This window comes from Achromobacter sp. 77, from assembly GCF_020541125.1.
In the GTDB taxonomy this organism is placed as follows: Bacteria; Pseudomonadota; Gammaproteobacteria; order Burkholderiales; family Burkholderiaceae_B; genus Achromobacter; species Achromobacter mucicolens.
Window position 1 is genome coordinate 3,516,376 of sequence record NZ_CP059848.1, and the last position, 23,953, is coordinate 3,540,328.

The following is a 23,953-nucleotide window of genomic DNA, read 5'->3' on the forward strand; positions in this document are numbered from 1 at the left end:
ATCAAAGCATTTTACTGGATGACGTAGGGCAGGCATCATGCCGCCTTCGATTCACTTTCCTCACGGTTCCGCTTCCATCATGACCTTCGATCCGCGCCAGCTCACCCAACTTGCCGCCGAACACGGCACGCCGCTCTGGGTGTACGACGCCGCCGTCATCCGCGAACGCATTGCGCAATTGCGCCGCTTCGACACGATCCGCTACGCCCAGAAGGCGTGCTCCAACCTGCACGTCCTGCGCCTCATGCGCGAGCAAGGCGTGGTGGTGGACGCGGTGTCCCTGGGCGAGATCGAGCGCAGCCTGGCCGCCGGTTTTGATCCGCGCAGCGAACCCGAAGGCATCGTCTTCACGGCGGACCTCATCGACCACGCCACGCTGGCTACCGCGCTCAAGCACGGCATCACGGTCAACGCCGGGTCGCTGGACATGCTGGACCGCGTGGGCAAGGCGTCGCCGGGCCATCGCGTCTGGCTGCGCATCAACCCCGGCTTTGGCCACGGCCATAGCAACAAGACCAATACCGGCGGCCCGCAAAGCAAGCACGGCATCTGGATCGGCGACGTGGCCGAGGCTATTTCCATCGTGCGCCGCCACGGCCTGAAGCTGGTGGGCGTGCACATGCACATCGGCTCGGGCGTCGACTACGGCCATCTGTCCAGCGTGTGCGATGCCATGGTGGACGTGGTGAAGTCGCTGGATCACGACATCGAGGCCATCTCGGCCGGCGGCGGGCTGTCGATCCCCTACCGCGATGGCGAGCCGCGCATCGACTGCGATCACTACTTCGCGCAATGGGATGCAGCGCGCCAGCGCATCGCGGCGTATCTGGGCCACGGGATCCGCCTGGAGATCGAGCCGGGGCGCTTCCTGATCGCCGAATCCGGCGTGCTGGTCGCCGAGGTGCATGCCATCAACCGCCGTCCCGAGCGCGATTTCGCGCTGGTCGACGCGGGCTTTAACGACCTGATGCGCCCGGCCATGTATGGCAGCTATCACCGGATCTCCGTGCACGCGCCGGACGGCACGCCCCCGCAGGACGCGCCCGAAACGCGCATCGCGGTGGCCGGTCCGCTGTGCGAATCGGGCGATGTGTTCACGCAGAACGAAGGCGGCGTCATGTCCGACCAGTTGCTACCGCGTCCGCGCATCGGCGACTTCATGGTCTTTCACAACGCCGGCGCATACGGCTCGTCGATGTCATCGAACTACAACAGCCGTCCGCTGGCGCCCGAAGTCCTGCTGGACAAGGGCGAGGCGCGCCTGATCCGCCGGCGCCAGACCGTCGCGGAGCTGCTGGCGCTGGAAGCTTGAGCGAACCTGGGCTTCAGGTGGGGAACGCCTCGCGCAACGCGAAGGTCGCCTGCTTGAACACGCCCAGGTCGGTGCCCACGGCCACGAAATGCATGCCCATGTCCAGGTAGCGCCGCGCGTCGGCATGCACGGGCGCCAGAATGCCCACGGCCTTGCCCTGCGCGGTCACCCGCTGGTACAGATGGCGGATCGCCTCCTGCACCTCGGGGTGGCCGGGATTGCCCAGATGGCCTAGCGCCGCTGCCAGATCCGACGGGCCGATGAACACGCCGTCCACCCCCTCGACGGCGGCGATTTCATCCACGGCCTCGATGCCAGGACGGCTTTCGATCTGCAACAGCACGCAGATGTTGTCGTTGATCGTGTGCAGGTAGTCGGGCACCGTGCCATACCGGTTGCTGCGCTGCGCGCCCGCCACGCCACGGATGCCTTGCGGCGGATAACGCGTGGCGGCCACCGCGCGGCGCGCGTCCTCTTCGGATTCGATGAAGGGAATCAGCAGGTTGTAGAAGCCGATATCCAGCAGGCGCTTGATCTCGACCGGATCATTCCAGGACGGACGGCCGACGGCCGCGCTGGCGCTGCCCTGCAGGGCCTGGAGCTGCTGCAGGAACATCGGCACCTCGTTGGGCGAATGCTCGCCATCCAGAAGCAGCCAGTCGAAATCGGCCAGGCCGACGAGCTCGGCGGTGATGTGGCTGGACATGCACATCCAGAATCCGATAAGCCGTTCGCGGGCCAGGATGCGTTGCCGGAAACGATTGGGAAGAGGTGAGTTCATTGCCGCCTTCATGTCAGAAAAAAATGCCGTGTCGCCGGGACGATCGGCATCAATGGATCTCGGGCTCGCCCGCGGACGCGGCGCGCGCCTCGGACTGCAGGAAATCGAAGTCGCAGCCGGTGTCGGCCTGGCCGATGTGCTTGAGATACAGCACGCCGTAGCCGCGCTCGAAGCGGGGCGGCGGCGCTTGCCAGGCCGCACGCCGCTCGGCCAGTTCCGCGTCCGGAATCAAGAGGTCCAGCCGGCGGTTCGGCACGTCCAGCGTGATGCGGTCGCCATCTTTCACCAGCGCGAGCGGTCCGCCCACATACGATTCGGGTGCGACGTGCAACACACAGGCGCCATAGCTGGTGCCGCTCATGCGCGCATCGGAAATGCGCACCATGTCGCGCACGCCTTGCTTGAGCAGCTTTTGCGGGATGGGAAGCTGCCCCCATTCCGGCATGCCCGGCGCGCCTTGCGGTCCGGCGTTCTGCAGCACGATGACGCTATCGGCATCCACATCCAGATCCGGATCGTCGATGCGCGCGGCCATGTCGTTGTAGTCCTTGAAGACGACGGCGCGGCCGGTGTGCACCTGCAGGCGCGCCTCCATCGCGGGCGGCTTGATCACCGCGCCATCGGGCGCAAGATTGCCGCGCAGCACCGCCAGGCCATCGCGTTCGATAAGCGCCTGCGCCCGCGGACGGATCACGTCTTCATTGAAGATGCGCGCCCCCGCGATGTTCTCGCCCAGCGTGCGGCCATCCACCGTGCGCTGCGCGGTGTCCAGCAGGTCGCCCAGCTGCACCAGCATCGCCCGCAGGCCCCCGGCGTAGTAGAAGTCTTCCATCAGGTACTTGCCCGCCGGCCGCAGATTGGCCAGGACGGGCGTGGTGCGCGCCAGGTGATCGAAGCGGTCCAGGTCGAGCCCGAAGCCGCTGCGGCGCGCCATGGCGATCAGGTGCACCACGGCATTGGTCGAGCCCGACAACGCCAGCACGGTGCGCACGGCGTTGTCATAGGAGGCCGCGGTCAGCAGGTCCGAGGGCTTCAGGTCTTCCCAGACCATGTCGACGATGCGCTTGCCCGTCAGGCTGGCCATCTGCGCATGGCGTGAATCCGGCGCGGGGATCGACGATGCGCCCGACAGGCACAAGCCCAGGGCCTCGACCGCGCCCGTCATGGTGGACGCCGTGCCCATCGTCATGCAATGGCCGGGCGAACGCGCGATGCCGTCTTCCACGCCCTGCCAGTCTTCCTCGGTGATGTTGCCCGCGCGCAGTTCCGCCCAATACTTCCAGGTGTCGGACCCCGAGCCCAGCGTGTTGCCATTCCAGTTGCCGCGCAGCATCGGCCCGGCCGGCACGAAGATGGTGGGCAGGTCCATCGACACGGCGCCCATGATGAGCGCCGGTGTGGTCTTGTCGCAGCCGCCCATCAGCACGCAGCCATCGGCGGGATACGAGCGCAGCAGCTCCTCGGTCTCCATCGCCAGCAGGTTGCGGTAGAGCATCGTCGTGGGCTTCTGGAAGGGCTCGGACAGGCTCATGGCCGGCATCTCCACCGGAAATCCTCCGGCCTGCCAGATGCCGCGCTTGACCTCTTCGACGCGCTGCTTGAAGTGGCTGTGACAGGGGTTGATGTCGCTCCAGGTGTTGATGATGGCAATCACCGGCTTGCCGGCGTAATCGGAGCGGTGATAGCCCATCTGCGCGGTCCGCGACCGGTGGCCGAAGGACCGCAGGTCCTTCACGCCGTACCAGCGGTGGCTGCGCAGGTCTTCGGGTTTCTTGCGATTGTTGGAATGGCTCATGTCTCGCTTCCTCTGCTCTGTGGCGGGGTCAATGCGTGTTCATACCATAAGACGCCCCGTCGGGGCGCGATCGCCAAGACGGACTCAGGCGGGATCCAGCAGGTATGGCGTGCCGGCGCGCTCGCAGATGCCGCGCAGGCGTTCGGCCAGCGCCGCAGAAATCGGAATGCCTTCGCGCAACCGGCGCACGCGCTCGGCCGCTTCGGGCTCGCCGGCCACCAGCACCGGTTCGGACGGGTCGGCCGGCGGCGTGTCGTGCATGGCGTCGATCATGTCGTCCATGTCCGACTCGAACGACCCCGCCGCGCGGAAGGCGTCGGGATTGAGCGCGAGAAAGAAGTGCCCGACGTCGTCGGGTTCGCCGGGACGGCGCGTGGCGGCGCGACGGGCCGCGAACGCGCTGCCGCTGAGCGTGCCGCCCAGGATCTGCGCCATCATCGCCAGGCCATAGCCTTTGTGGCTGCTCATGGCGGTTGTGCCGCCGAGCGGCGTGAGGCCGCCTTCCGGGCGCTTGAAGATGAACTGCATCGCGTCGTCCGCGTCCGTGACCGGCGCGCCCTGCCCGTCCACCGCCCAGCCCGGCGGCAAGGGCTTGTCCAGGAAGTCGTAGACCTTGACCTTGTTGGCCGCCACGGTGGTCGTGGCCATGTCGAGCACGAAGGGCTCGTTATAGGCCGCGGGCGCGCCGAACGCGATGGGATTGGTGCCCAGCATCGGCATCGCGCCGCGCGTGGGGACCATGATGACGCCGTTGGCGCTGCTGGTGACCAGCCCGACCACGCCGCGTTCGACCGCGATGCGCGCGTAGACGCCCGCCGCGCCGAAGTGATGCGAGTTGCAGACCGAGACCGCGCCCACGCCATGCTCCAGCGCCTTGTCCACGGCCAGGTTCATGGCCTGCGCCGCAACCGGATAGCCCAGCCCGCCCATGCCGTCGATCAGCGCGCTGGCGCCGCTGTCGCGCACGACGCGCGCGCGAGCGTCCAGCCGCAGCGTGCCGGCGCGCCATTTTTCCTCGTAGGCGGGCAGCATGGAGATGCCGTGCGAATCGATGCCGAAGAGGTCCGTGCGCGCCATCAGGCCCGCCGTGGTGTGGGCCAGATCCTCGGCCATGCCCCACGCCATCAGCACCTGCAAGATCTGCTCACGCACTTCTTCCACCGGCACGGCCGTGGCGTTTGCTCCGTTCCCTGACACTGTCTGTCTCCTGTTGTCTTGTTGTGTGGCGGGCGGCGCTGGCGGCGTCAGTCCCGGTCCCGGTCGACCAACCGGTGACGGGCCTGGCCCAGATGGAACTGCATCGCGACGCGCGCGCGTTCGCCGTCCTGTTCGCGGATCGCTTCCAGGATGGTCGCGTGCTCGTCCACGACGCGCTGCGCGCGCTGGCGCGAACCCGTGCGCGTCAGATTGAGCGTCAGGCGCATGAAGCCGCTGATGGATTCATGGATGCTTTCCAGCACGCCCAGATAGAAGTCGTTGCCGCTGGCCTCGGCGATGCTGGCGTGAAACGCCAGGTCCGCTTCCGCCGACACCTGGCCCTTGGCAAGCGTATCGGCAAATGCCGCATGCGCGTCGGCGATCTTGCCCAACTGCTCGTCGGTGCGCCGCAAGGCCGCCAGGCGCGCGGCGTCGCCTTCAAGCGCCACGCGCACCTCTTGCGCGCGCAGATAGGCGCCGACATTCTGCACATCGTTGAACGCCTTCAGGCGCGGTGCGGGCTGGTGGCTCACGAAGGTGCCCAAGCCCTGGTGCGCGGTAATGAGGCCGTCGGCGCGCAGCCGCAGCAACGCTTCGCGCACGACCGGCCGCGACACGCCGTAGCGTTCGGAAATTTCGTTTTCGGAGGGCAGTTTGTCGCCGACGTTCAGTCCGCCAGAGACGATCTGTTCGAAGATCTGGCCGTAAAGCTGGTCCGCCAGCCGTACCCGGTGCCCGCGTTCCAGCACCGGCGCGGCGGACGCCTCCGGATCGCCGGACGCAGTCGGCGCGGGTTGGGGGGATGCTTTGGGTCGAGCCACGTAACCTCCTGGTAGTAGGGCCTGTCCACGCGCGGGGAACAGGCCCTGACAGACTGCTGCGACACGCGGACGGCGCTCATCGTACCCGCAATGCGGGTCCGGCGCGCCGCGGCCGTCACGCCGTGGCGGTCTCGCGGTCCCAGGCGGCCAGCGCGCGGGCCACGGGCGCCACGCGTTCACGCTCGGCGCTGGAGATGCCGGTCAAGAGCGGCAGCATGGGACCCATGTCCGCCACGCCCGACAGCGTCACGGCGTCGTGCAGCACGCGGATGGGACTGATGCTGTCGCGGCAGTCTTCCAGCCCGAGGTACTGTTCGCGCACGGCTTCGGCCTCATCGTAGCGGCCTTCCTGCAGCAGATGCAGCAGGCGCATCGACCCGCGCGGCGCCACGCAGACCGATCCGGACGTAAAGCTCTTGAGCCCGAATTCGCGGTAGTGGACGATGGCCGGGCGCTCGCCGATGCCGCTGACGACCCAGCGCGAATCCACGGCCTGCAGCAGCGCCGACAGGTAGGCGTCTTCGGACGGATCATCGCGCACGACGGCGTACTTGAAGGCGACCAGGCGGCCTTCCTCGATCAGGCGCGCCGCGGTTTCCGGCGCCAGGTAGTCCGCCGACTTGATGTAGACCACCGCCGGCTTGCCCAGCGCATCCGTGAAACGGCGCACGCCGTCGGCAAGCCCCGCGTCGGTGTAAGGAAAGGACATGGGCAGCAGCATCGCCGTCGGGAAGGCGCGCGAACGCAGGATGGCGGCCTGGTCCATCATCTTGCCGTAGTCGGGGCCCACCGACGGCAGGATCCAGGTGTCAGGGCCCGCCAAGCTTGCCAGCATGTCCACGATGCGGGCATATTCGCTCACACCCACGTTGTAGAAGTTGGCATTGCCGCCATACATGACGTTGCGCACGCCGCCCGCTTCCAGGTGGCCGAGCAACGCCTTGTTGGCCGATTCGTTCAGCGACAGATCGGCATTGCGGGCCAGCGGCGGCACGGCGATGACCGAGCGCTGCAGATCCTGGGCGGTGACCGGGGTGGTTTTCATGGAAGGGCTCCTGGCGGGTGCGGTTGTCAGAGAAGTAGGGTCGAAAAAGTATACTTGGTTGACAAGCTATAGCTCAATACCTATATTTGTTTTACAAGTTGAACGGCAGCACGCAAGGCGCATGAGGCGCGGGCCGCATGCGTCTTCGAGTTCCCGGCTTGCCGGGAGCGGAATACCCCCAGAAACGATGCGCGGCCACGCGCACACCGAGGAGACGAATTCCATGTATGCAGCCCCTGCGCGAGGCCGGCTTCTTGCCGCCGCCCTCCTGACGGCCACCGCCTTTGCCCTGCCGGCCTCGCCGGCCTTCGCCGACTACCCCGAGCGGGAAGTCAAGATCATCGTCCCCTTCCCTGCCGGCGGCACCGCCGACATCGCCGCGCGCGTGGTGGCGGCCGAATTGGGCAAAAGCTGGAACAAGCCCGTGGTGGTGGACAACAAGGCGGGCGCCGGCGGCAACGTCGGCTCGGCCGAAGCTGCGCGCGCCACGCCCGACGGCTACACCTTTTTGATGGGCACCGTCAGCACGCACGCCATCAACCAGTCCGTGTACGCCAAGCTGCCGTATGACCCGGTCAAGGACTTCGTGCCCGTCACGCTGGTGATTCCGGTGCCCAATATCCTTGAGCTCAACCCCAAGTTCGCCGACAAGCACGGCATCCGCACCGTGGCCGACCTGATCAAGTACCTGAAGGCCAATCCCGACAGCGTCAACATGGCGTCCACGGGCAACGGCACTTCCACGCACCTGTCGGGCGAACTCTTCCAGAGCATGACCGGCACGCGCATGACGCATGTGCCCTACAAGGGCAGCAGCCCCGCGCTGACGGACGTGATGGCCGGATCGGCGGACCTGATCTTCGACAACCTGCCCTCGTCCATGGGATTTCTGAAGGCCGGCAAGCTTCGTCCCCTGGCCGTTACGACGTCCAATCGCTCGCCTGCCCTGCCCGACGTGCCCACGATGGCCGAAGCCGGCGTGAAGGGGTACGAGGCATCGAGCTGGTTCGGGCTGCTGGCGCCGGCCGGCACACCGCCCGAGATCGTCGAGAAGGTCCAGCGCGACGTGGCCGCCGCCTTGCAGCAGGAGCCCGTGCGCGCACAGCTTCAGGCGCAAGGCGCGACGCCGTCCGGCAACACGCCCGCCCAGTTCAAGCAGTTCATGGCCCAGGAAACCGTCAAGTGGGCCGACGTTGTGAAGAAATCCGGCGCCAAGGTCGACTGACCCTGCACCGATCCGGGGCCTGCCCGCAACGCGTGAGCGGCGGGCTCTTCATCATCACGCGAACCAGGAGACACCATGAACAAACTGATCAGCGCCGTATTCGCGGCGGGCGCCGTTGTGCTTGGGTCGCCGGCGGCCCATGCCGCCGGTTACCCCGAAAAGCCCGTCACCATGATCGTGCCCTTCGTGCCCGGCGGGTCCTCCGACATCACCGCGCGTTCGGTCACGCCGGCGCTGTCCAAGACCCTGGGACAGACCTTCGTCGTCGAGAACAAGCCGGGCGCGAACAGCGCCATCGGCGCCCAGGCGTTGGCCCGGTCCACGCCGGACGGCTACACCATGATGGTCGGCTCCATCGGCACCTTCGCCATCAACGAAGCCCTTTACAAGAACCTGTCGTACAACCCCAGCAAGGATTTCACCTACCTGACGCAGGCAGTGCGCAATCCCAACGTGCTGGTCGCGGCGCCTTCGTTCCCGGCCAGCACGGTCGCCGAGCTGGTTGACTACGCGAAGAAGAATCCGAATCGCGTGTCGTACGCCTCGTCGGGCACGGGCTCGTCGGATCACCTGTCGGCCGTGCTGTTCCGCCAGCGCACGCAAAGCACCGGCGTGGACGTGCCTTACAAGGGCGGCGGCGCGGCCATCGCGGACCTCATCGGCGGACAGGTCAACGTGTCCTTCCAGAACCTGGGCGCGGTGCAGAACCACATCAAGGCAGGCAAGCTCAAGGCGCTAGCCATCACGGGCGACGCCCGCACGCCGGACCTGCCCGATGTGCCGACGCTGACGGAGGCCGGCATCAAGGACATGGTGGTGTATTCCTGGCAGGGCTTTGCCGTGCCCAAGGGCACGCCGCAGCCCGTCGTCGACAAGCTGGCCGAGGCGCTGCGCACCGCACTGCGAGAGCCCCAGACCCAGAAAACGCTGCAAGGCATGGGCTTCGAAGTCGTCGCCAACACGCCGCAGCAGTTCGCCGATTTCCAGCAGGCTGAAGTCAAGCGCTGGAAGGACGTGATCCAGAAGGCCAACATCCAGCTGGAGTAACGCTTCGCGGGATGCCTGCGTGCGGGCGTCCCGCAGCGGGTGCGCAGCCGCGCCTTGGCTGCGCACCTGGCCCGCAAGGTCCCCGCTTGAATCAAGTAGCATGAAACCTTCGCCACCCAACCGTACGACAACATGACCACCAAGCAACGCATCATCCAGGTCGGCTCGCTGGCCGGCTCCCCTTCCGCCAACCAGCGCCTGGCCGATGGCTATGACGTCATCGAATTGTGGAAGTACCCGGACCGCAAGGCTGCGCTGGCCGAGCACGGCAAGGGCATCACCGCCGTCGTCACGTCCGCCAATTTCGGCGCCAACGCCGATCTCATCAACGCGCTGCCGGACCTGAAGGCCATCTGCAGCTGGGGCGTGGGCTACGAAACGATCGACGTCGAGGCCGCGCGCAAGCGTGGCGTGCTGGTCAGCAATACGCCCGACGTGCTGACCGATTGCGTGGCGGACCTGGCCTGGGGCCTGCTCATCGCCGGCGCGCGCCGCATGGGTCAGGGCGAACGCTTCGTGCGGGCCGGCCAATGGGGCCAGGTGCATGGCAGCATCCCGCTGGGCCTGCGCGTCAGCGGCAAAAAGCTGGGCATCGTCGGCCTGGGCCGCATCGGCGAAGCGATCGCCAAGCGCGGCACGGGCTTTGACATGGACGTGCGGTATCACAACCGCAGAAAGCGCGACGACGTGGCCTACGGCTACGAGGCGTCGCTGACGGATCTGGCCAAGTGGGCCGATTTCCTGATCGTGGCCACCGTGGGCGGCCCCAGCACGCGCCACCTTGTGAACCGCGACGTGCTGGAAGCCCTGGGCCCGAAGGGCATCGTCGTCAACATCGCGCGCGGCCCGGTCATCGACGAAACCGCGCTGGTCGCAGCCCTGCAAGACGGCAAGCTGGGCTGCGCGGCGCTCGACGTCTTCGAGCACGAACCCAAGGTGCCCGAAGCGCTGATGAAGAGCGACAAGGCCGTGCTGCTGCCGCACATCGGCAGCGCCACCGAGGAAACGCGCCTGGCCATGGAAAACATGATGCTGGAAAACCTGCAGTCGTTCTTTGAGACCGGCCGCGTGATCACGCCGGTGGAATAACCGGCATTGTTCGTCCGGGGCCGCCTGCGCGGCGCCCGGCCAGGCCTCAGACACAAAAAAGCCTCTCGGCGCCCATACCGAGAGGCTTTCGACTTTCCGGCCCCCGCGTGTCCGGTCAGTCTTTGTCGCGCAAAGGAACGTGGGCGTTGCCGCCCGGCGCGGTTACTTCGTCGGCGTCGTGGCGCCAGACTTGTGCGTGTTTGCTGCGCCTGCCGAATGCTTGGCGGACGACTTGTCAGCCTTGTGATGCTTGTGATGCGCCTGGGTCTTGGTGTCGCCGGTCTTGCTGGCGCCGGCCGCAAACGCCGACGGTGCGGCGGCGAGGCCCAGGCACAGGGCCGAGGTGGAAAGAAACGCAGCAATGCGGGAGTGAGTCGTCATTTGTGGTACTCCTGGTTGGTGAAGGCCGAAGGCCTTTTGCCGTTACGGGGCGGCACGATGCCGCAAGTCCCGTATGCGGTTTGAAGCCCGCCCCTTCAGAAGGTTCAACGAAGAACCACAATTTTTCCGTCACTCAAGAATTGTTGCCCCCACGCCGCACTCGCTTTGCTCGCTTGCTGCCCCCCGAGGGGGCTGCCCCGCCTTCGGGCGGCCGGGCGGCGGGGCGGCTGTTCTACTGCAGGCGTTACGCCGCACTCGCTTTGCTATCCCTCGAACGCCAGCAACGCCACAGTGGCGAACAGCATCAGCGCGAAGCAGGCTCTCAGCTTGCGTTCAGGAAGCCGGTAGGCCAGCCGCACGCCAATGGGCACGAAGATCAGGCTGCCGATGGCTAGCGGCGCGCCGACCATCCAGTTCGCCTGTCCCGCCCACGTGTAGGTGATGAGCGCGATGGTGGAACCCGGGATCACCATGCTGAGCGCGAGCGCCTGTGCGGTGGTCTGCGGCAGGCGAAAGACCGTGGTGATGATGGGCACGGCCAGCACGGCGCCGCCGACGCCAAAGAATCCGCCCAGCGTTCCGCACAGGATGCCCAGCACACTTGCGCGGCGCGGCGTGAAGACCGGCGCGGGGCGCTTTGGCGGTGGCGCGCGGCGCGCCGCCGGACGCGAGGCGCGCCAGGTCTGCCAGACGTAGAACAGCGCGATGAAGAACAGGAACACCGCGAAGCTCTGGCGCAGCAAGGTCGAGTCGATGCCCAGCGCCATCCGCGCGCCCACCCACGTGAACACCACGGCGCCCGCCGCGCCCGCCAGCGCGACGCGCTTGTCGATGCGGGTCTGCTGGTTGTACTTGCGCACTGCCATCATGATGGTCGGCAACACCATGATGAGCGCCGTGCCCTGCGCAAGCTGTTGGGACATTCCCATCAGGAGGACGAGGGCAGGAATGGCGATCAGTCCGCCCCCGATGCCCAGCACGCCGCCCATGAAACCGATCAGGCCGCCGGCTGCCAGGCAGGCGGCGATGACGAACAGACTCACGTGTTGCTCCAACAGACGTCGCGACGCATCAACGCAGCTTTTCCAGTGCCGCGTCCAGGCGATCGACCGCCCAGATCTCCAGGCCTTCGATGGGCTGGCGCGGCGCGTTGGCCTTGGGAATGAGCGCCACCGAGAAACCCAGTTTGGCGGCTTCGCGCAGGCGTTCCTGGCCGCGCGGGGCGGGCCGGATCTCGCCGGCCAGGCCCACCTCGCCGAATGCGATCAACCCGCGCGGCAGCGGCCGGTCGCGCAGCGACGACATGATGGCCAGCAGCACCGGCAGGTCGGCCGCGGGTTCGGTGATGCGCACGCCGCCGACCGCATTGACGAAGACGTCCTGGTCGAAGGTCGACACGCCCGCGTGCCGGTGCAGCACGGCCAGCAGCATGGCCAGACGGTTGCCTTCCAGGCCGACCGTCAGCCGGCGCGGATTGGGCGCGTGGGAACTGTCGACCAGCGCCTGGATCTCGACGAGGAGCGGACGCGTGCCTTCCTGCGTGGCCATGACGCACGAACCGGCGACTTGCTGCTCGTGCTGCGACAGGAACAGTGCGGACGGATTGGCCACGCCGCGCAGGCCGCGGTCGGTCATGGCGAACACGCCAAGCTCGTTGACGGCGCCGAAGCGGTTCTTGAAGGCGCGCACCAGGCGGAACGACGAATGCGTGTCCCCCTCGAAATACAGCACGGTATCCACGATGTGCTCGAGCACGCGCGGTCCGGCCAGCGCGCCGTCCTTGGTGACGTGGCCGATCATGACGATGGCAATGCCCGTCTGCTTGGCCAGCCGCGTGAGCTGCGCCGCGCACTCGCGCACCTGCGACACCGATCCCGGCGCCGCCGTGAGTTCGCCGCTGTAGAGCGTCTGGATGGAGTCGATGACGGCGACGGTGGGCTTTTGTTCCGACACCGCGGCCTGGATGGCTTCGAGGCGGATTTCGGCCAGCAGGTTGACGTTGCCGGTTTGCAGGCCCAGCCGGCGCGCGCGCAACGCGACCTGTTCGGCGGACTCTTCGCCCGTCACGTACAGCACGTTGGTGGTTTCGGACAGCGAGGCCAGCGCCTGCAAGAGCAGCGTCGACTTGCCGATGCCGGGATCGCCGCCGATCAGCACCACGGCGCCGGCCACCAGGCCGCCGCCGAGCACGCGATCGAATTCGTCCAGGCCGGTGGGCTGGCGCGGCGTTTCGCGGGCCTCGATTTCGGACAGGCTGCGCACCGGGCTGGACGAGGCCAGCGGCGCATAGCGGTGCGAGGCCGCCGCGGGCGCGGACGACTCCACCGTTTCTTCAAGCGTGTTCCAGGCGTTGCAATGCGGGCATTTGCCCTGCCACTTCGGGGTGGTGCCGCCACAGTCGGCGCACACATAAACGGTACGGGTTTTTGCCATGCGCGAAAGTGTACCCGGCAACGCGCCCGCGCCGCGCGAGAACAATGACCGGAATGTCACGCCTCGAGACGTGGCCCGAAGGTCATTTCTTTCAGGCAGCATTCACAAAAAGGGACACACAGCAGTTACATGATGCAAACACAAGAAATTTACTGCCCGATCCTTTTCAAATCGCGCATAATCGCCAAGTGCAGCGCATCTTGTCGAACCGTCCAGACCGGACGGCATCCGGCACGATGGACGTCCTCTGGACGCACTTCGTGGCCAATCGCGGCGCAATCACCCGCAGCCTCCCCAGAGGCCGCTCAAACCGGAACACGACCCCAGCACGACTAGACGCCGGACCACCGGCGCGGCGCACGCAAAGGTCAAACGCGGATACGTCGTGCCACCCGGCGTATATGCGAGGAGTACGCGCATGAGCATTACCTATCGCCCCCCATTTGACGAAGACGATGAACGGGATCTGCGCGCCCTGTACCGCAAGCCGGGTCCCGGCGCCAATCCGGAACTGGATGCGGCGGTACGACGCAGATGGCACCCTGGCCATAGCTGGCACCCCGGTTGGGGCGCAGCCGCCTGCGCCGTGATGGTGGCAGGCTTGTTCGCCTGGACCGACATGCGCGAGGCCATCGACGACACCGAACCCCAGATGCAGCTGGTCGCCGTGCAGGCAAACGAGGCAAAGCAAGAGGCCGCCGCGGCGTCGGCCGCGCCGGCCAGCGACGCGCCGCCCCTGCGCCGCGTCGTCGCCTTGCAGCCGGAACCGGCGGTTCCCGCCCAACCGGCCGCGGCGCAGCCCGCCCTGGCCGTGACTGCCGCGGCTCCCGCCGCGCCCGCCCCGGCAGCGGCTGAAACGGCGGCCACCGAGACTGCGGCCCAGGAAGCGGCGCCGGCCGCTGCCCAGGAAGCCCCCGCGGAATCGCAACAGGTCGCCGCCTTCACCGAGCAGGACATCGAGGCCCGGGTGGCCCAGATTCGGGGCCTGATCGTGGACGACCGCGAAGAAGACGCCGTTCACGCATTGCGCGAGTTGCAGCGCGGCGCACCGGATTTCGCGCTGCCGGACGACCTGCAGGAGCTGTCCCGCCAGAACCCGGCGTGACCCACCGGGCCGGCCCCTGCGCCGGCCCGCCCCCGCGCTGGCGCGGGCCGCCCCCAGGCCCGAAGAATTGAGCAATTTTTGGGCGGCTTCTTGCTAACATAGCCGCCATGAGTCCGAGCTTCCACCACCGCAATCTTCCCCATTTGCTGCTCTATGCGCGCGAAACGCTGATGGCGCATTTCCGTCCCGTGCTGCACGCGGCGGGCGTCACCGAACAGCAATGGCGGGTATTGCGCACGCTGAGCGAGGTGGGCTCCCTGGAACCCAACCAGATCGCCCGCGCCTGTCAGATCCTGAGCCCCAGCCTGACGCGCATGCTGGCCGGCATGGAAGAGCAAGGACTCATCAAGCGCACGCGCTCCAGCGCCGACCAGCGCCGTCAGGAAATTTCCCTGACCGTCAAAAGCAACAAGCTCATCGACCGCATGCGTCCCATGGTTGACGCCAAGTACCAGGAAATCGAAGAAAGGATCGGCAAGGAATTGCTCGATCGCCTGTACCGCGACGTGGACGCGATGGTCGATCTCATCAAGCGCGACGGCCCCACGCGCGATGCCGGCACGCCCTGACGCCCTTCCCCCTTTCCCTCTTAGGCAATCCAACGTCCATGGACCTTCTGACGAATTCGTTCAAGCAAGCCCTGCGCGACCGCAAACCTCAGATCGGCCTGTGGGCCGGCCTGGCCAGCGCGTACACCTCGGAAATTCTTGCGGGCGCCGGCTTCGACTGGTTGCTGATCGACGGCGAACACGCGCCCAACACGCTGGACTCCACCTTGGCCCAATTGCAATCCGTGGCGGCCTACCCGGTGGCGCCCGTGGTGCGCCCGGCCTGGAACGACCCGGTCCAGATCAAGCAGATCCTGGACACCGGCGCGCAGACGGTGCTGGTGCCCATGATCCAGTCCGCCGAGGAAGCGGCCGACGCGGTGGCCGCCGTGCGCTATCCGCCACAAGGCATCCGCGGCGTGGGCAGCGCGCTGGCGCGCGCGTCGCGCTGGAACCGCATCCCGAACTACCTTGAACGCGCCAACGACGAAATGTGCGTGCTGGTGCAGATCGAGACGCCCGCCGGCATCGAGGCGCTGGACGCCATCCTGGCCGTGGACGGCGTGGATGGCGTCTTCATCGGACCTGCCGATCTGTCGGCCAGCATGGGATATCTGGGCCAGCCCGAGCATCCGGAAGTCGAAAAGACCATCGATGACGCGATCACGCGCATCGTGCGGTCCGGCAAGGCCGCGGGCATCCTGCACAGCGGCGTGGCGCAGGCCAAGCATTATCTGTCCTTGGGCGCTACGTTCGTGGCGGTGGGCGTGGACGCGGTGCTGCTGGCACGCGCGGCCGAAGCGCTGGCGGGCGAGTTCAAGGAAGTGGCGGCAGTGGCCGCGGGCAAGGGCCCGTACTGACGGGCGCGGCGGCGCGTCCACCACAACCAGACGCCGGTCAGGCTAAGCACCAGCGTGACGACGCCGACCAGCGCCACCGCCATCTGCAAGGGCCAGCCCCATAGCGCCGCCATGTGCAGGCTGGTCAGCCAATGCTTGACCGTGTCGCCCGCCGCCCGGCCCGTCGGCAGATGGCTGCCCACCAGTTGCCCATTCACGGCATCGAACACCACCGACGTGGCCCCGCTTCGTGTGCGCAGATCGCGGCTGCTGCGCACACTGTAGCGGTACAGGTTGCGGCGCGCATCCAGCGCCAACCAGTGTTCGCCCAGCACCGCAAACCCCTCGCGGGCGGCCAGCTGCGCCATCAATTGCCGGCCCGCGTCGCGCGCGCGCTCGGGGGACATCGGGTCGCCGGCCGTGGCGGCTGCGCCGCGCCGGGGATCGGGTTGATAACTCAAGCCAGCGCGCATCACCGGGTCATAGACCGCCGGCAGATTGAGCGCCACACTGCTCCATGCCATTAGCGTCAAGGCCGCCCACAGCCACAGCCCACCGGCGCGGTGCACATCGAAATTGCGTTTGTGGGGACCGCCCTGCCAACGGATGCGCCAGGCGGGCGCCCAGCGCTGCCACACCGATGAGGACGGGGCCTGCCTGCGCGAGCGGTTTCGCGGCGGCAGCGTGAGCCAGGCGCCGACAAAACCATCGAGCGTCCAGGCCAATGCGACGATGCCGAGCAACAGTTCGCCGATGCCCTCGAACAGCAGCGCCGTATGGATGCGATGCAGAAACGGCATCAGGTTGCGCAGCCCTTCGCGCAGATCGCCCCAGCGGCGCTGGCCCAGAATGGCGCCATCGTACGGATCGACAAATATCTCGTGCAGCACGGGTCCTGCGGCGCCGTCCTCGCGCAGCCACACCGGGAACGCCACGCTGCGTCCGGCCTGTCCGCCAAGCGGCGTGGCGGGCATTACTGCCGCCGGCACAAAGCGGGCCACGCGCTCGCGCAGCGCCAAGGCGTCAAGCCGCGCGGCGCCGCCCGTTGGCTGCGGCACGCCGTGCAACGCGGGAGCTGCCGCGGCGTCCAGCGCGTCATACCACGCGAGCGGGATGCCAGTCAGCGCCACCAGGCAGAGAAAGCCGGCCAGCACCAGGCCGGTCCAGCGATGCAGGCTTAGCAGCGCCGCGCGCACGTTCACCAGCGGTAGCTCACCGTGCCGATGATGCGGCGCGGCTCGCCGTAGTTGCACGCGCCGTTGTAGCAAATGGACGGGATGTAGGTCTTGTCCGTCAGGTTGGTGACGTTGAGCGCATACAGCCACGGGCCGCTTTCATAACTGACCCGCGCATCGATCAACGTGTAGCCCGCGCCCCCCAGCGAACCGCTGGACGGCCGGTCGGGACGCGCCGACACATAGCGCAGGCCGGCGCCCGCCTTCAGGCCCATCAACACCCATTCCGACAGGTTCACGTCGGTCCATATGGAAGCGGCATGCCGCGGCGTGTTGAAGCGCTCGCCCTCCTCGCCCGGCAGATTGCTCTGGACCACACGGGCGTCGGTCCAGGTGTAGGCGGCGATCACGTCGACCTGCGGCGTGACGCGCGCACGCGCTTCGAGTTCCAGGCCGCGCGAGCGCACCTTGCCGGTCTGCACCAGAAAGGTCGGATCGACCGGATCCGGCGTGAGCACGTTCTTGCGCTCCAGGTTGAAGAGCGCGGCGCTCAGCATCACGTCTTCACCCGCGGGCTGGTATCGGATGCCGACTTCGTACTGCGTCCCGCGGCTGGGCTCGAAGCTGCCGTCGTTGCGATCGCGGCCGCTGGTGGGTTCGAACGACTGGCTGAAACTGGCATACGGCGCCAGGCCGTTGTCGGCCAGGTACACGACACCCGCGCGGCCCGTGAATGCCGAGTCCTTGTCGTTCGAATTGGTGGACGGCGCATGCAGGGCGCGATTCTCCGCGCGCACGTTGTCATGCCGCCCGCCCAGCAGCACCACGACCTTGTCCGCAATCTTGATCTGATCTTGCAGGTAGATGCCAAGGCGATGCTCGGTGTTGCGGCGCTGCTGCCAAGGCAAGGCCACGACGTCGCCGGGCAGGTACACCGGATCGAAGACATCGATGGGCGGCAGATTGCCGCGCAGGCGGTCGCTGTTGTAGGTCGAACGCGTGTAGTCGAAGCCTGCAAGAAACGTCTGCGTGACGGGGCCGGTCTCGAAGCGCTTCTCGATGTTGGTGTCGATCGTCTGCACCGTGGTGCGGTCGTTAAAGCCGCGTGCGGAGCGGGCCACCCGGCGCTGCGTCGCCGCATCCACGTCGCCCTGCAACAGGACATAGCGCATGTTGAGGTCTGCGTCGTAATAGCGCATCGATTGGCGGAACTTCAGCGTGTCGTCGAACGCGTGCTCGATCAGCACGGCCAGCGAGGTCGATTCGATATCGAATCGATTGTGGTTGGGCTCGCCCAGAAAGCGCGACCGCGGGATCTGGCCGTTCGGGTTGGTCCAGAGCGAACCGGTGACCGGCACTTCCGGCGGATTGAACGTCTTGCTGCGCTGATAGTTGGCCAGGAGCGTGACCGAAGTGGCCGCCGTCGGACGCCACGTCAGGGCGGGCGCGAAGTAGGTGCGATCATCGGAGCCGTAATCGACGAACTGCTTGCTTTCGCGGAACAGGCCGGTCAGACGATAGGACCACACGCCAGCCTCATCGATGGGGCCGCCGATGTCCGCGGAAATCTGCCGGCGGTCGAAGCTGCCGCCGTCCACATTGATTTCACCCATCGATTCGCCGGGCGGGCGCTTGGTCACGGTGTTGACGATGCCGCCCGGCGCCGCGGCGCCGTACAGCACCGATGACGGGCCCCGCAACACCTCCACGCGTTCCAGGCCGTACGGCTCCTGCTTGCCGTTGTACTGATTGATCATGTAGCGCATGCCGTCGCGGTAGTAGCTGCCGGTCTGCGGGTTGGCCTCGAAGCCGCGGATGAACATCGTGTCTTCGAAGACCGAGCTCTTGGCGACGAGGCCGGGCATGATGCCGGGGGTGTAGCCCAGCGCCTCTTGCAGGCTCTGCGCCTTTTGATCACTGATCTGCGCTGCGCTCACCACGGAAATCGATTGCGGCGTTTCGATGATCGGCGTGTCGGTCTTGGTGGCCGTCGCGCTGCGCGTGGCCGCGATGCCCAGCACCGGGCCGTCCGGACGTTCGATCTGGGCGGTGACCGCGATGGGCTCCAGCAAAGTCACGTCCCGACGCCCCTGGCGCAGCACAAAACCGCCGTCGGGCAAGCGTTCGGCCACGAGGCCCGTGCCGGTCAGCAGCGCCGCCATGCCGGCTTCGGGCGTATAGCGGCCGCGCACACCGGGGCTATGGCGGCCGGCGCTCAGGTCGCCGTGGCCGCTGACGAACAGACCGGCTTCGGCGGAGTACAGATTGAGCACCTGGCTCAATGGGCCGGGTGGAATGTCGAACTGGCGGACCTGGGTTTCGGCCGCCTGCGCGCGGACGGCGCTGACGGGCGCCGCGACGCCCAGCGCCACGCCGATCGCGAGCGCCAGCGGGAGGATGCGCGCACGGCGGATCGGACGGAGGGGAAAAACAATCAGGGGGTTGGTCATGCCACGAATCCGCGATATGGGTGTTGAATTGCCCATAGGCCGGATGAGCGCGGCAAAAGCGGCAAACTAATTTGTAACGGCGGGGTCTCAGCGTGGCTGCAGGGTCGTCCACCACGGCATCGGCTGACTGATCCGTAGCGGCAAGGCCTCGCTCAGCAGGCGCAGCGCGCGATCGCTGTCATGCAGAGGGAACGTGCCCGTCACGCGCAGCGCGGCCACGTCGTCGGCGCAGCCCAGATGCCCGCGGCGGTATCGCGCCAGTTCCGCCACGACCTGCGCCAGCGGCGCCTCTTCGAATTGCACGATGCCGCGCGTCCAGTTGTGGTCGGCGGCTCGCAGCGCCGCGGGCGCCTCGATGCCTTGCGCGCCGCCACGCATGCGCATGCCGGCGTCGACCCGATAGCCCGCCGGCGGCGCGCCCGTGAAATGCGCCTGCACCGCGCCCTCCAGCACCGCCAGCGTGGTTTCTCCATCGAGGCTGCGCACGTTGAACCGCGTGCCCAGCGCCTGCATCCGGCCTTCAGGTGTGTCCACCACGAAGGTGCGCCCCGGGTCGGCCGCGGTGGCGATCATGATCTCGCCGCGCAGCAGCACCAGGCGGCGCTGGTCGCGGGTGTAGTCCACCTTCAAAGCGGTATCGGTATTGAGCCGGACCCGGGTGCCGTCGGCAAGCTGGGCCTCATGTGAGCCGCCCACCGGCGTGACCAGGTCAGCCTGCCAGGCCGCCCACGTGCGGCGCCCCACTGGCGACTGCGCGGCGCCCAGTCCCAACAATCCTGCCGCGCCGCCGATCAGCGCAACCGTCAACAACCTGCGGCGCTCACGCCGGCCCTGCGCCGCGGCGTTCAGGCTTGCCACGCTGGCTTCACGGTCCATCGGCTGCGCGATCAACGCATCGAAGTGCGCGCCAACGTCCTCCACGCGCTGCCAAGCCCGGCGATGCGCCGTATCGGCGTCCAGCCAAGCCTGCCAGCGCTCGCGTTCTTCTGCGCTGGCCGCACCCGAGGTGAGCAGCGCATACCAATGCGCGGCCGCTTCCAGGATGCGTGAGTCGACGGCGGCGGCGCTCATCGGCTGCCCGCCGTGCCGCGGCACAAGCCGTCCGGCTGCAGGTCGGTGTCGAGCAAAAAGCACAGCATGGCCTGCGCAATGTCGTTGCGCACGGTCCGTTCGGACACACGCAACTGCGCCGCGATCGCCTCGTGTGTCATCCCGTGGATGCGATGCATCAGGAAGGCTGCGCGCGCGCGCACGCCCAGACGATGAAGCTTGCGATCGATCTCGACCAGCGCCTGGAGCGCCTGGACCTGCACTTCGGGGGATGGGTGGGTGACTTCAGGACGCGCCGCCAGGGTCTCGGCCCATGCGTGCTCGATGTCGCGGCGGCGCCAGAAATCGACCAGCAGGCCACGCGCGATGGTGGTCAGGAATGCGCGCGGCTCGCGCACGTCGGCCAGCGCATGGCGTCGCACCAGCAAGGTCACGAAGGTGTCTTGCGTCAGGTCGGCGGCCTGATGATTGTCCTGAAGACGGCGATTCAGCCATTTCTGCAACCAGCCGCAATGCGCGGTGTACAGGGCAGAAAGCGATGCGGCAACTGCTTGCTCTCGGTCCGACACGGCGAGCATCCAAAATGGAAATGATAGTTATTATTATACAAACAACGGCTGGGCGGGTTGGTCGGGATCTCCCTTTGCGGCAGGCAAAAAAAACGCACCCGAAGGTGCGTGGGTTCATGCGGGCAGTGCCGGGTTCATGAACGGCCGGCCAGGCTGCCGCCGCCGTCCACGCCCAGCACCTGCCCGGTAATGAAGCCCGCGTCGTCCGACAGCAGGAAGGCAATGGCGGCCGCCACTTCGGCCGGGGTGCCCAGCCGCTTCATGGGCACCGATGCCAGCGCCCGCTTTTCGTTGTCGCTGCCGGCGGGCCGGGTGGCGCGGAACATTTCGGTTTCGATGGGGCCCGGCGCAACCGCATTGGCGGTGATGCCGTATTCGGCCAGTTCCAGTGCCCAGGTGCGCGTGCAGCCCACCAGCGCGCTCTTGGCCGCGGAATAGGCGGTGCGGTCCAGTGCGCCGTGGATGGAACGGCTGACCACGTTGACGATGCGCCCGGCGCGGCGGGCCTTCATGGATTCGATGAACGCCTGCGTCACCTGCACCGCCACGCGCACGTTCAAGTCCAGCACGTTGTACAGCGTGGCCAGGTCGATTTCGCCCAGGGGCTGCGGCGACACGATGCCCACATTGTTGACGACGGCGTCGACCGGGAATTTTTCGCGGATTTCGCGCAGGACTTCTTCGGTACGGCCGGCGTCGGCCAGATCACAGGCGTACAGGTACCCCGGAAAATCGACGTCGGCCGTGTTGCGCGCGATGCCCACCACATGACAGCCCATGTCGGACAACCGCTGAGTAAGCGCCCAGCCTATGCCTTTGGTGGCGCCCGTAATGAGCACACATTTGTCCTTCATGGGATGAAACCTCGCAGTCTGTTTTCTTGGTCAAAAACGGGCGCCTGAGCGCCCGGTTTTCAAAGTAGACACCATCCGGCGTCGTGTGTCTTGTAATTTGCGTAGCAATTCTTGCCCACCGGACGCGTCAGGCATCCCGGGTGACGGGCACCCGCGGGGCCAGGGCGCAGAGCAATTCGTAGCCGATGGTGCCGGCCGCGCTGGCGACCTCATCCACCGAGGGGCCGTCTTCGCCCCATAGGCAAACCGGCGAGCCGACGCCTGCGGACGGCACGGGCCCCAGGTCCACGACCAGCATGTCCATCGACACCCGGCCCAGCAATTGGGTACGGATGCCGGCGACCACGACCGGCGTGCCGGTGGAGGCGTGACGGGGGTAGCCGTCAGCGTAGCCGCAGGCCACGATGCCGATGCGCATGGCGCGTTCCGCGCGGAACAAGGCGCCATAGCCCACCGAGTCCCCGGCCTTGATTTCCTGGACGGCGATGATTTCCGAATTGAGCGACATGGCGGGCTTGAGCCCGAACGACGCGGCTTCGGCGTCCGCAAAGGGCGACGCGCCGTAGAGGCAGATGCCCGGGCGCACCCAGTGCGACTGGCTCTCGGAGCCGACGGCGATGTCGGCAAAGCGCAAGGCGGCGGCCGAGTTGCAGACGCTGATCGCGCCCGGCAGCTTATGTGTCACCGAATTGAAGACGCTGAGTTGTTCGTTCACGCCCTGCGGCCCGTCCGCGCAGGCGAAATGGGTCATCTTGCCGACCGAGCCCAGCGTGCCCTGCTGCTGAAGCAGCATGGCGCGTTCGAAGGCGGCGGGAAAGGCCGCCGGGGTGAAACCGAGGCGGTTCATGCCGCTGTTGAGCTTGAGCATGATGTCCACGCGGCGCGACAGGCGGGCGCGGGCCAGCATGTCGAGCTGATCGCGTTGATGGACGGTGGTGCTGAGGTGGTAGCGGTCGACGATGTCCAGGTCGGATGGGTTGAAGAACCCTTCGAGCAGCAGGATCGGCCCGCCCCAGCCGGCCTCGCGGCAGCGCACGGCCTCTTCGAGGTCGAGCATGGCCAGGCCCTGCGCCTTGGAAAAGCCGGCCACCGCCTGTTCGATGCCGTGTCCGTAGGCGTTGGCCTTGATGACGGCCCAGATCGATGGCGGCACCCCGCCGGCAGCGGCGGCGGTCTGGTCCAGGTGGCGGCGCACGGCGTCAAGGTTGTGCGCAAGGGCAGAAACGGAAACGGTAGCGGAGATTGGGCGCGGCATGGTGTGAGATCCTGTGGCGTCCAAGTCTAACTGATCCGGCGCCCCCGACGGCAGGCGGTCAGATCAAGCGCGGGCGACTACTCTAAAATGAGACCGTTTTCCGCTTTGCGCCGTCTTTGCAGACCTGGTCTGTTCACAGGCTACTTTCCATGTCCATCGATCACTACGAGAATTTTCCCGTTGCCTCGCTGCTGCTGCCGCGCAGGCTTCGCGGCGCCGTGACCGATATCTACCGGTTCGCCCGCGCCGCGGACGACATTGCCGACGAAGGCAGCGCGACCGACGAGGAGCGCCTGGCCCAACTGGCCGCGTTCCGCACCGAGTTGCACCGCATCGGCGCCGAACCCGGCACGCCCCCGGCGCCCGGCCTGCCGCCCCTGTCCGACATCTTCGCGCCGCTGGCCCAGACGATCGCCCGGCACCAGTTACCGATCACGCCCTTCTACGACCTGCTGTCCGCCTTCGAGCAGGACCTGACCGTCAAGCGCTACGACGACTACCCTGCCCTCATGGACTACTGCAGCCGCTCGGCCAATCCGGTCGGGCGCCTGATGCTGCACCTTTTCGAGGCCAGCACGCCGCAGAACATCACCGAGTCCGACGCCATCTGCACGGGCCTGCAGCAGGTGAACTTCTGGCAGGACGTGCGGGTGGACTGGCACAAACACCGCGTCTATCTGCCGCAGGAAGACCTGCGCCGCCACGGCGTCTCGGACGAAGACCTGGCCGCCTGCCGCCTTACGCCCGCCTGGCGCGAGCTGATGGCCTTCCAGGTCGAACGCACGCGGGCGCTGCTACACTTCGGCGCTCCGCTGGCGCGCCGCCTGCCCGGCCGCATCGGCCTGGAGCTGCGCCTGGTGGTGCAAGGCGGGCTGCGCGTCCTGGAGCGGATCGAGGCGAGCGGCTACGATGTTTTCATGAATCGCCCCGAATTGGGCGCCAAAGACTGGGCCATCATGTTGTGGCGCTCCATCAAGTAACA

General features: G+C 67.2%; 21 protein-coding genes and 1 pseudogene. 8 read left to right on the forward strand and 14 right to left on the reverse strand.

Annotated features, from left to right (window positions below):
• Nucleotides 1-79 precede the first annotated feature (79 nt).
• Nucleotides 80-1,312: a diaminopimelate decarboxylase gene (lysA, locus tag H4P35_RS16210; RefSeq protein ID WP_226849480.1), complete on the forward strand. Its 1,233-nt coding sequence runs from the start codon at nt 80-82 to the stop codon at nt 1,310-1,312.
• A gap of 13 nt (nt 1,313-1,325) precedes the next feature.
• On the opposite strand, the gene garL is transcribed toward lysA, so the two are convergent.
• The 5 genes from garL to H4P35_RS16235 all read right to left on the reverse strand — a co-directional run bounded on the left by garL (nt 1,326) and on the right by H4P35_RS16235 (nt 6,951).
• Nucleotides 1,326-2,093, reverse strand: a complete 768-nt coding sequence (gene garL / locus H4P35_RS16215) for a 2-dehydro-3-deoxyglucarate aldolase (RefSeq protein ID WP_142054657.1) — start codon at nt 2,091-2,093, stop codon at nt 1,326-1,328.
• Between the two features lie 49 nt (nt 2,094-2,142).
• Nucleotides 2,143-3,888 carry an L-arabinonate dehydratase gene (gene araD / locus H4P35_RS16220; RefSeq protein WP_226846229.1) on the reverse strand — a complete coding sequence of 582 codons (1,746 nt, stop codon included), beginning with the start codon at nt 3,886-3,888 and terminating at the stop codon, nt 2,143-2,145.
• A gap of 84 nt (nt 3,889-3,972) precedes the next feature.
• Entirely contained in the window at nt 3,973-5,013 is a 1,041-nt protein-coding gene (locus H4P35_RS16225; protein WP_255616290.1) for an Ldh family oxidoreductase, read from the reverse strand.
• Nucleotides 5,014-5,132: 119 nt separating this feature from the next.
• The gene (locus H4P35_RS16230) at nt 5,133-5,906 is read right to left on the reverse strand and encodes a FadR/GntR family transcriptional regulator (protein WP_142054650.1); all 774 of its coding nucleotides are present in this window, start codon (nt 5,904-5,906) and stop codon (nt 5,133-5,135) included.
• Between the two features lie 115 nt (nt 5,907-6,021).
• Nucleotides 6,022-6,951 (reverse strand): dihydrodipicolinate synthase family protein, encoded by a 930-nt coding sequence (locus tag H4P35_RS16235; RefSeq protein ID WP_056324227.1) that lies wholly within the window; start codon nt 6,949-6,951, stop codon nt 6,022-6,024.
• Between the two features lie 223 nt (nt 6,952-7,174).
• Here H4P35_RS16235 and H4P35_RS16240 point away from each other — a divergent pair, with 223 nt between their 5' ends.
• The 3 genes from H4P35_RS16240 (at nt 7,175) to H4P35_RS16250 (ending at nt 10,312) form a co-directional block, all read left to right on the forward strand.
• Nucleotides 7,175-8,176: a tripartite tricarboxylate transporter substrate binding protein gene (locus tag H4P35_RS16240; protein WP_180098422.1), complete on the forward strand. Its 1,002-nt coding sequence runs from the start codon at nt 7,175-7,177 to the stop codon at nt 8,174-8,176.
• Nucleotides 8,177-8,251: 75 nt separating this feature from the next.
• Nucleotides 8,252-9,223, forward strand: a complete 972-nt coding sequence (locus tag H4P35_RS16245) for a tripartite tricarboxylate transporter substrate binding protein (protein ID WP_056324225.1) — start codon at nt 8,252-8,254, stop codon at nt 9,221-9,223.
• A gap of 132 nt (nt 9,224-9,355) precedes the next feature.
• On the forward strand, nt 9,356-10,312 hold the full coding sequence (locus tag H4P35_RS16250) for a 2-hydroxyacid dehydrogenase (protein WP_226846231.1): 957 nt from the start codon (nt 9,356-9,358) through the stop codon (nt 10,310-10,312).
• Between the two features lie 162 nt (nt 10,313-10,474).
• Here H4P35_RS16250 and H4P35_RS16255 read toward each other — a convergent pair whose 3' ends face one another.
• From H4P35_RS16255 to radA, 3 genes are all read right to left on the reverse strand, one after another.
• The gene (locus tag H4P35_RS16255) at nt 10,475-10,693 is read right to left on the reverse strand and encodes a hypothetical protein (RefSeq protein WP_056324221.1); all 219 of its coding nucleotides are present in this window, start codon (nt 10,691-10,693) and stop codon (nt 10,475-10,477) included.
• Nucleotides 10,694-10,956: 263 nt separating this feature from the next.
• Nucleotides 10,957-11,736: a sulfite exporter TauE/SafE family protein gene (locus H4P35_RS16260; RefSeq protein WP_056324218.1), complete on the reverse strand. Its 780-nt coding sequence runs from the start codon at nt 11,734-11,736 to the stop codon at nt 10,957-10,959.
• Between the two features lie 28 nt (nt 11,737-11,764).
• Nucleotides 11,765-13,126, reverse strand: coding sequence for a DNA repair protein RadA (gene radA, locus H4P35_RS16265; RefSeq protein ID WP_180098420.1), 1,362 nt, complete (start codon nt 13,124-13,126; stop codon nt 11,765-11,767).
• 418 nt (nt 13,127-13,544) lie between these two features.
• On the opposite strand from radA, the gene H4P35_RS16270 reads away from it, so the two are divergent.
• The 3 genes from H4P35_RS16270 (at nt 13,545) to hpaI (ending at nt 15,639) form a co-directional block, all read left to right on the forward strand.
• Nucleotides 13,545-14,231 carry a hypothetical protein gene (locus tag H4P35_RS16270; protein WP_226846232.1) on the forward strand — a complete coding sequence of 229 codons (687 nt, stop codon included), beginning with the start codon at nt 13,545-13,547 and terminating at the stop codon, nt 14,229-14,231.
• Between the two features lie 107 nt (nt 14,232-14,338).
• Nucleotides 14,339-14,800, forward strand: coding sequence for a homoprotocatechuate degradation operon regulator HpaR (hpaR, locus tag H4P35_RS16275; RefSeq protein WP_056324211.1), 462 nt, complete (start codon nt 14,339-14,341; stop codon nt 14,798-14,800).
• Nucleotides 14,801-14,838: 38 nt separating this feature from the next.
• The gene (gene hpaI / locus H4P35_RS16280) at nt 14,839-15,639 is read left to right on the forward strand and encodes a 4-hydroxy-2-oxoheptanedioate aldolase (protein WP_180098418.1); all 801 of its coding nucleotides are present in this window, start codon (nt 14,839-14,841) and stop codon (nt 15,637-15,639) included.
• Nucleotides 15,640-15,710: 71 nt separating this feature from the next.
• Here hpaI and H4P35_RS16285 read toward each other — a convergent pair.
• The 6 genes and pseudogenes from H4P35_RS16285 to alr form a co-directional block, all read right to left on the reverse strand.
• Nucleotides 15,711-16,871 (reverse strand): annotated as a pseudogene (locus tag H4P35_RS16285) (PepSY-associated TM helix domain-containing protein); the annotation flags it as partial.
• Complete coding sequence (locus H4P35_RS16290) at nt 16,817-19,243, reverse strand: TonB-dependent siderophore receptor (RefSeq protein WP_226846233.1); 2,427 nt, start codon at nt 19,241-19,243, stop codon at nt 16,817-16,819. The gene H4P35_RS16290 and the pseudogene H4P35_RS16285, both read right to left, overlap by 55 nt.
• A gap of 87 nt (nt 19,244-19,330) precedes the next feature.
• On the reverse strand, nt 19,331-20,314 hold the full coding sequence (locus H4P35_RS16295; protein ID WP_226846234.1) for a FecR domain-containing protein: 984 nt from the start codon (nt 20,312-20,314) through the stop codon (nt 19,331-19,333).
• Nucleotides 20,311-20,862 (reverse strand): sigma-70 family RNA polymerase sigma factor, encoded by a 552-nt coding sequence (locus H4P35_RS16300; protein WP_226846235.1) that lies wholly within the window; start codon nt 20,860-20,862, stop codon nt 20,311-20,313. Before H4P35_RS16300 ends, H4P35_RS16295 begins: the two co-directional genes overlap by 4 nt.
• 134 nt (nt 20,863-20,996) lie before the next feature.
• The gene (locus H4P35_RS16305; RefSeq protein WP_056324199.1) at nt 20,997-21,716 is read right to left on the reverse strand and encodes an SDR family oxidoreductase; all 720 of its coding nucleotides are present in this window, start codon (nt 21,714-21,716) and stop codon (nt 20,997-20,999) included.
• Between the two features lie 127 nt (nt 21,717-21,843).
• On the reverse strand, nt 21,844-22,971 hold the full coding sequence (gene alr, locus H4P35_RS16310) for an alanine racemase (protein ID WP_056324196.1): 1,128 nt from the start codon (nt 22,969-22,971) through the stop codon (nt 21,844-21,846).
• Nucleotides 22,972-23,120: 149 nt separating this feature from the next.
• On the opposite strand from alr, the gene hpnC reads away from it, so the two are divergent.
• Entirely contained in the window at nt 23,121-23,951 is an 831-nt protein-coding gene (hpnC, locus tag H4P35_RS16315; protein WP_175155808.1) for a squalene synthase HpnC, read from the forward strand.
• The last annotated feature ends 2 nt before the right edge of the window (nt 23,952-23,953 follow it).

What these genes read in the sequence shown, in the direction of transcription:
- lysA (WP_226849480.1), top strand. Translation starts at nt 80, where the DNA reads ATGACCTTCGATCCGCGCCAGCTCACCCAACTTGCCGCCGAACACGGC.
- garL (WP_142054657.1), bottom strand. Translation starts at nt 2,093, where the DNA reads ATGAACTCACCTCTTCCCAATCGTTTCCGGCAACGCATCCTGGCCCGC.
- araD (WP_226846229.1), bottom strand. Translation starts at nt 3,888, where the DNA reads ATGAGCCATTCCAACAATCGCAAGAAACCCGAAGACCTGCGCAGCCAC.
- H4P35_RS16225 (WP_255616290.1), bottom strand. Translation starts at nt 5,013, where the DNA reads ATGGCGTGGGGCATGGCCGAGGATCTGGCCCACACCACGGCGGGCCTG.
- H4P35_RS16235 (WP_056324227.1), bottom strand. Translation starts at nt 6,951, where the DNA reads ATGAAAACCACCCCGGTCACCGCCCAGGATCTGCAGCGCTCGGTCATC.
- H4P35_RS16240 (WP_180098422.1), top strand. Translation starts at nt 7,175, where the DNA reads ATGTATGCAGCCCCTGCGCGAGGCCGGCTTCTTGCCGCCGCCCTCCTG.
- H4P35_RS16245 (WP_056324225.1), top strand. Translation starts at nt 8,252, where the DNA reads ATGAACAAACTGATCAGCGCCGTATTCGCGGCGGGCGCCGTTGTGCTT.
- H4P35_RS16250 (WP_226846231.1), top strand. Translation starts at nt 9,356, where the DNA reads ATGACCACCAAGCAACGCATCATCCAGGTCGGCTCGCTGGCCGGCTCC.
- H4P35_RS16255 (WP_056324221.1), bottom strand. Translation starts at nt 10,693, where the DNA reads ATGACGACTCACTCCCGCATTGCTGCGTTTCTTTCCACCTCGGCCCTG.
- radA (WP_180098420.1), bottom strand. Translation starts at nt 13,126, where the DNA reads ATGGCAAAAACCCGTACCGTTTATGTGTGCGCCGACTGTGGCGGCACC.
- H4P35_RS16270 (WP_226846232.1), top strand. Translation starts at nt 13,545, where the DNA reads ATGAGCATTACCTATCGCCCCCCATTTGACGAAGACGATGAACGGGAT.
- hpaR (WP_056324211.1), top strand. Translation starts at nt 14,339, where the DNA reads ATGAGTCCGAGCTTCCACCACCGCAATCTTCCCCATTTGCTGCTCTAT.
- hpaI (WP_180098418.1), top strand. Translation starts at nt 14,839, where the DNA reads ATGGACCTTCTGACGAATTCGTTCAAGCAAGCCCTGCGCGACCGCAAA.
- H4P35_RS16290 (WP_226846233.1), bottom strand. Translation starts at nt 19,243, where the DNA reads ATGACCAACCCCCTGATTGTTTTTCCCCTCCGTCCGATCCGCCGTGCG.
- H4P35_RS16295 (WP_226846234.1), bottom strand. Translation starts at nt 20,314, where the DNA reads ATGAGCGCCGCCGCCGTCGACTCACGCATCCTGGAAGCGGCCGCGCAT.
- H4P35_RS16305 (WP_056324199.1), bottom strand. Translation starts at nt 21,716, where the DNA reads ATGAAGGACAAATGTGTGCTCATTACGGGCGCCACCAAAGGCATAGGC.
- alr (WP_056324196.1), bottom strand. Translation starts at nt 22,971, where the DNA reads ATGCCGCGCCCAATCTCCGCTACCGTTTCCGTTTCTGCCCTTGCGCAC.
- hpnC (WP_175155808.1), top strand. Translation starts at nt 23,121, where the DNA reads ATGTCCATCGATCACTACGAGAATTTTCCCGTTGCCTCGCTGCTGCTG.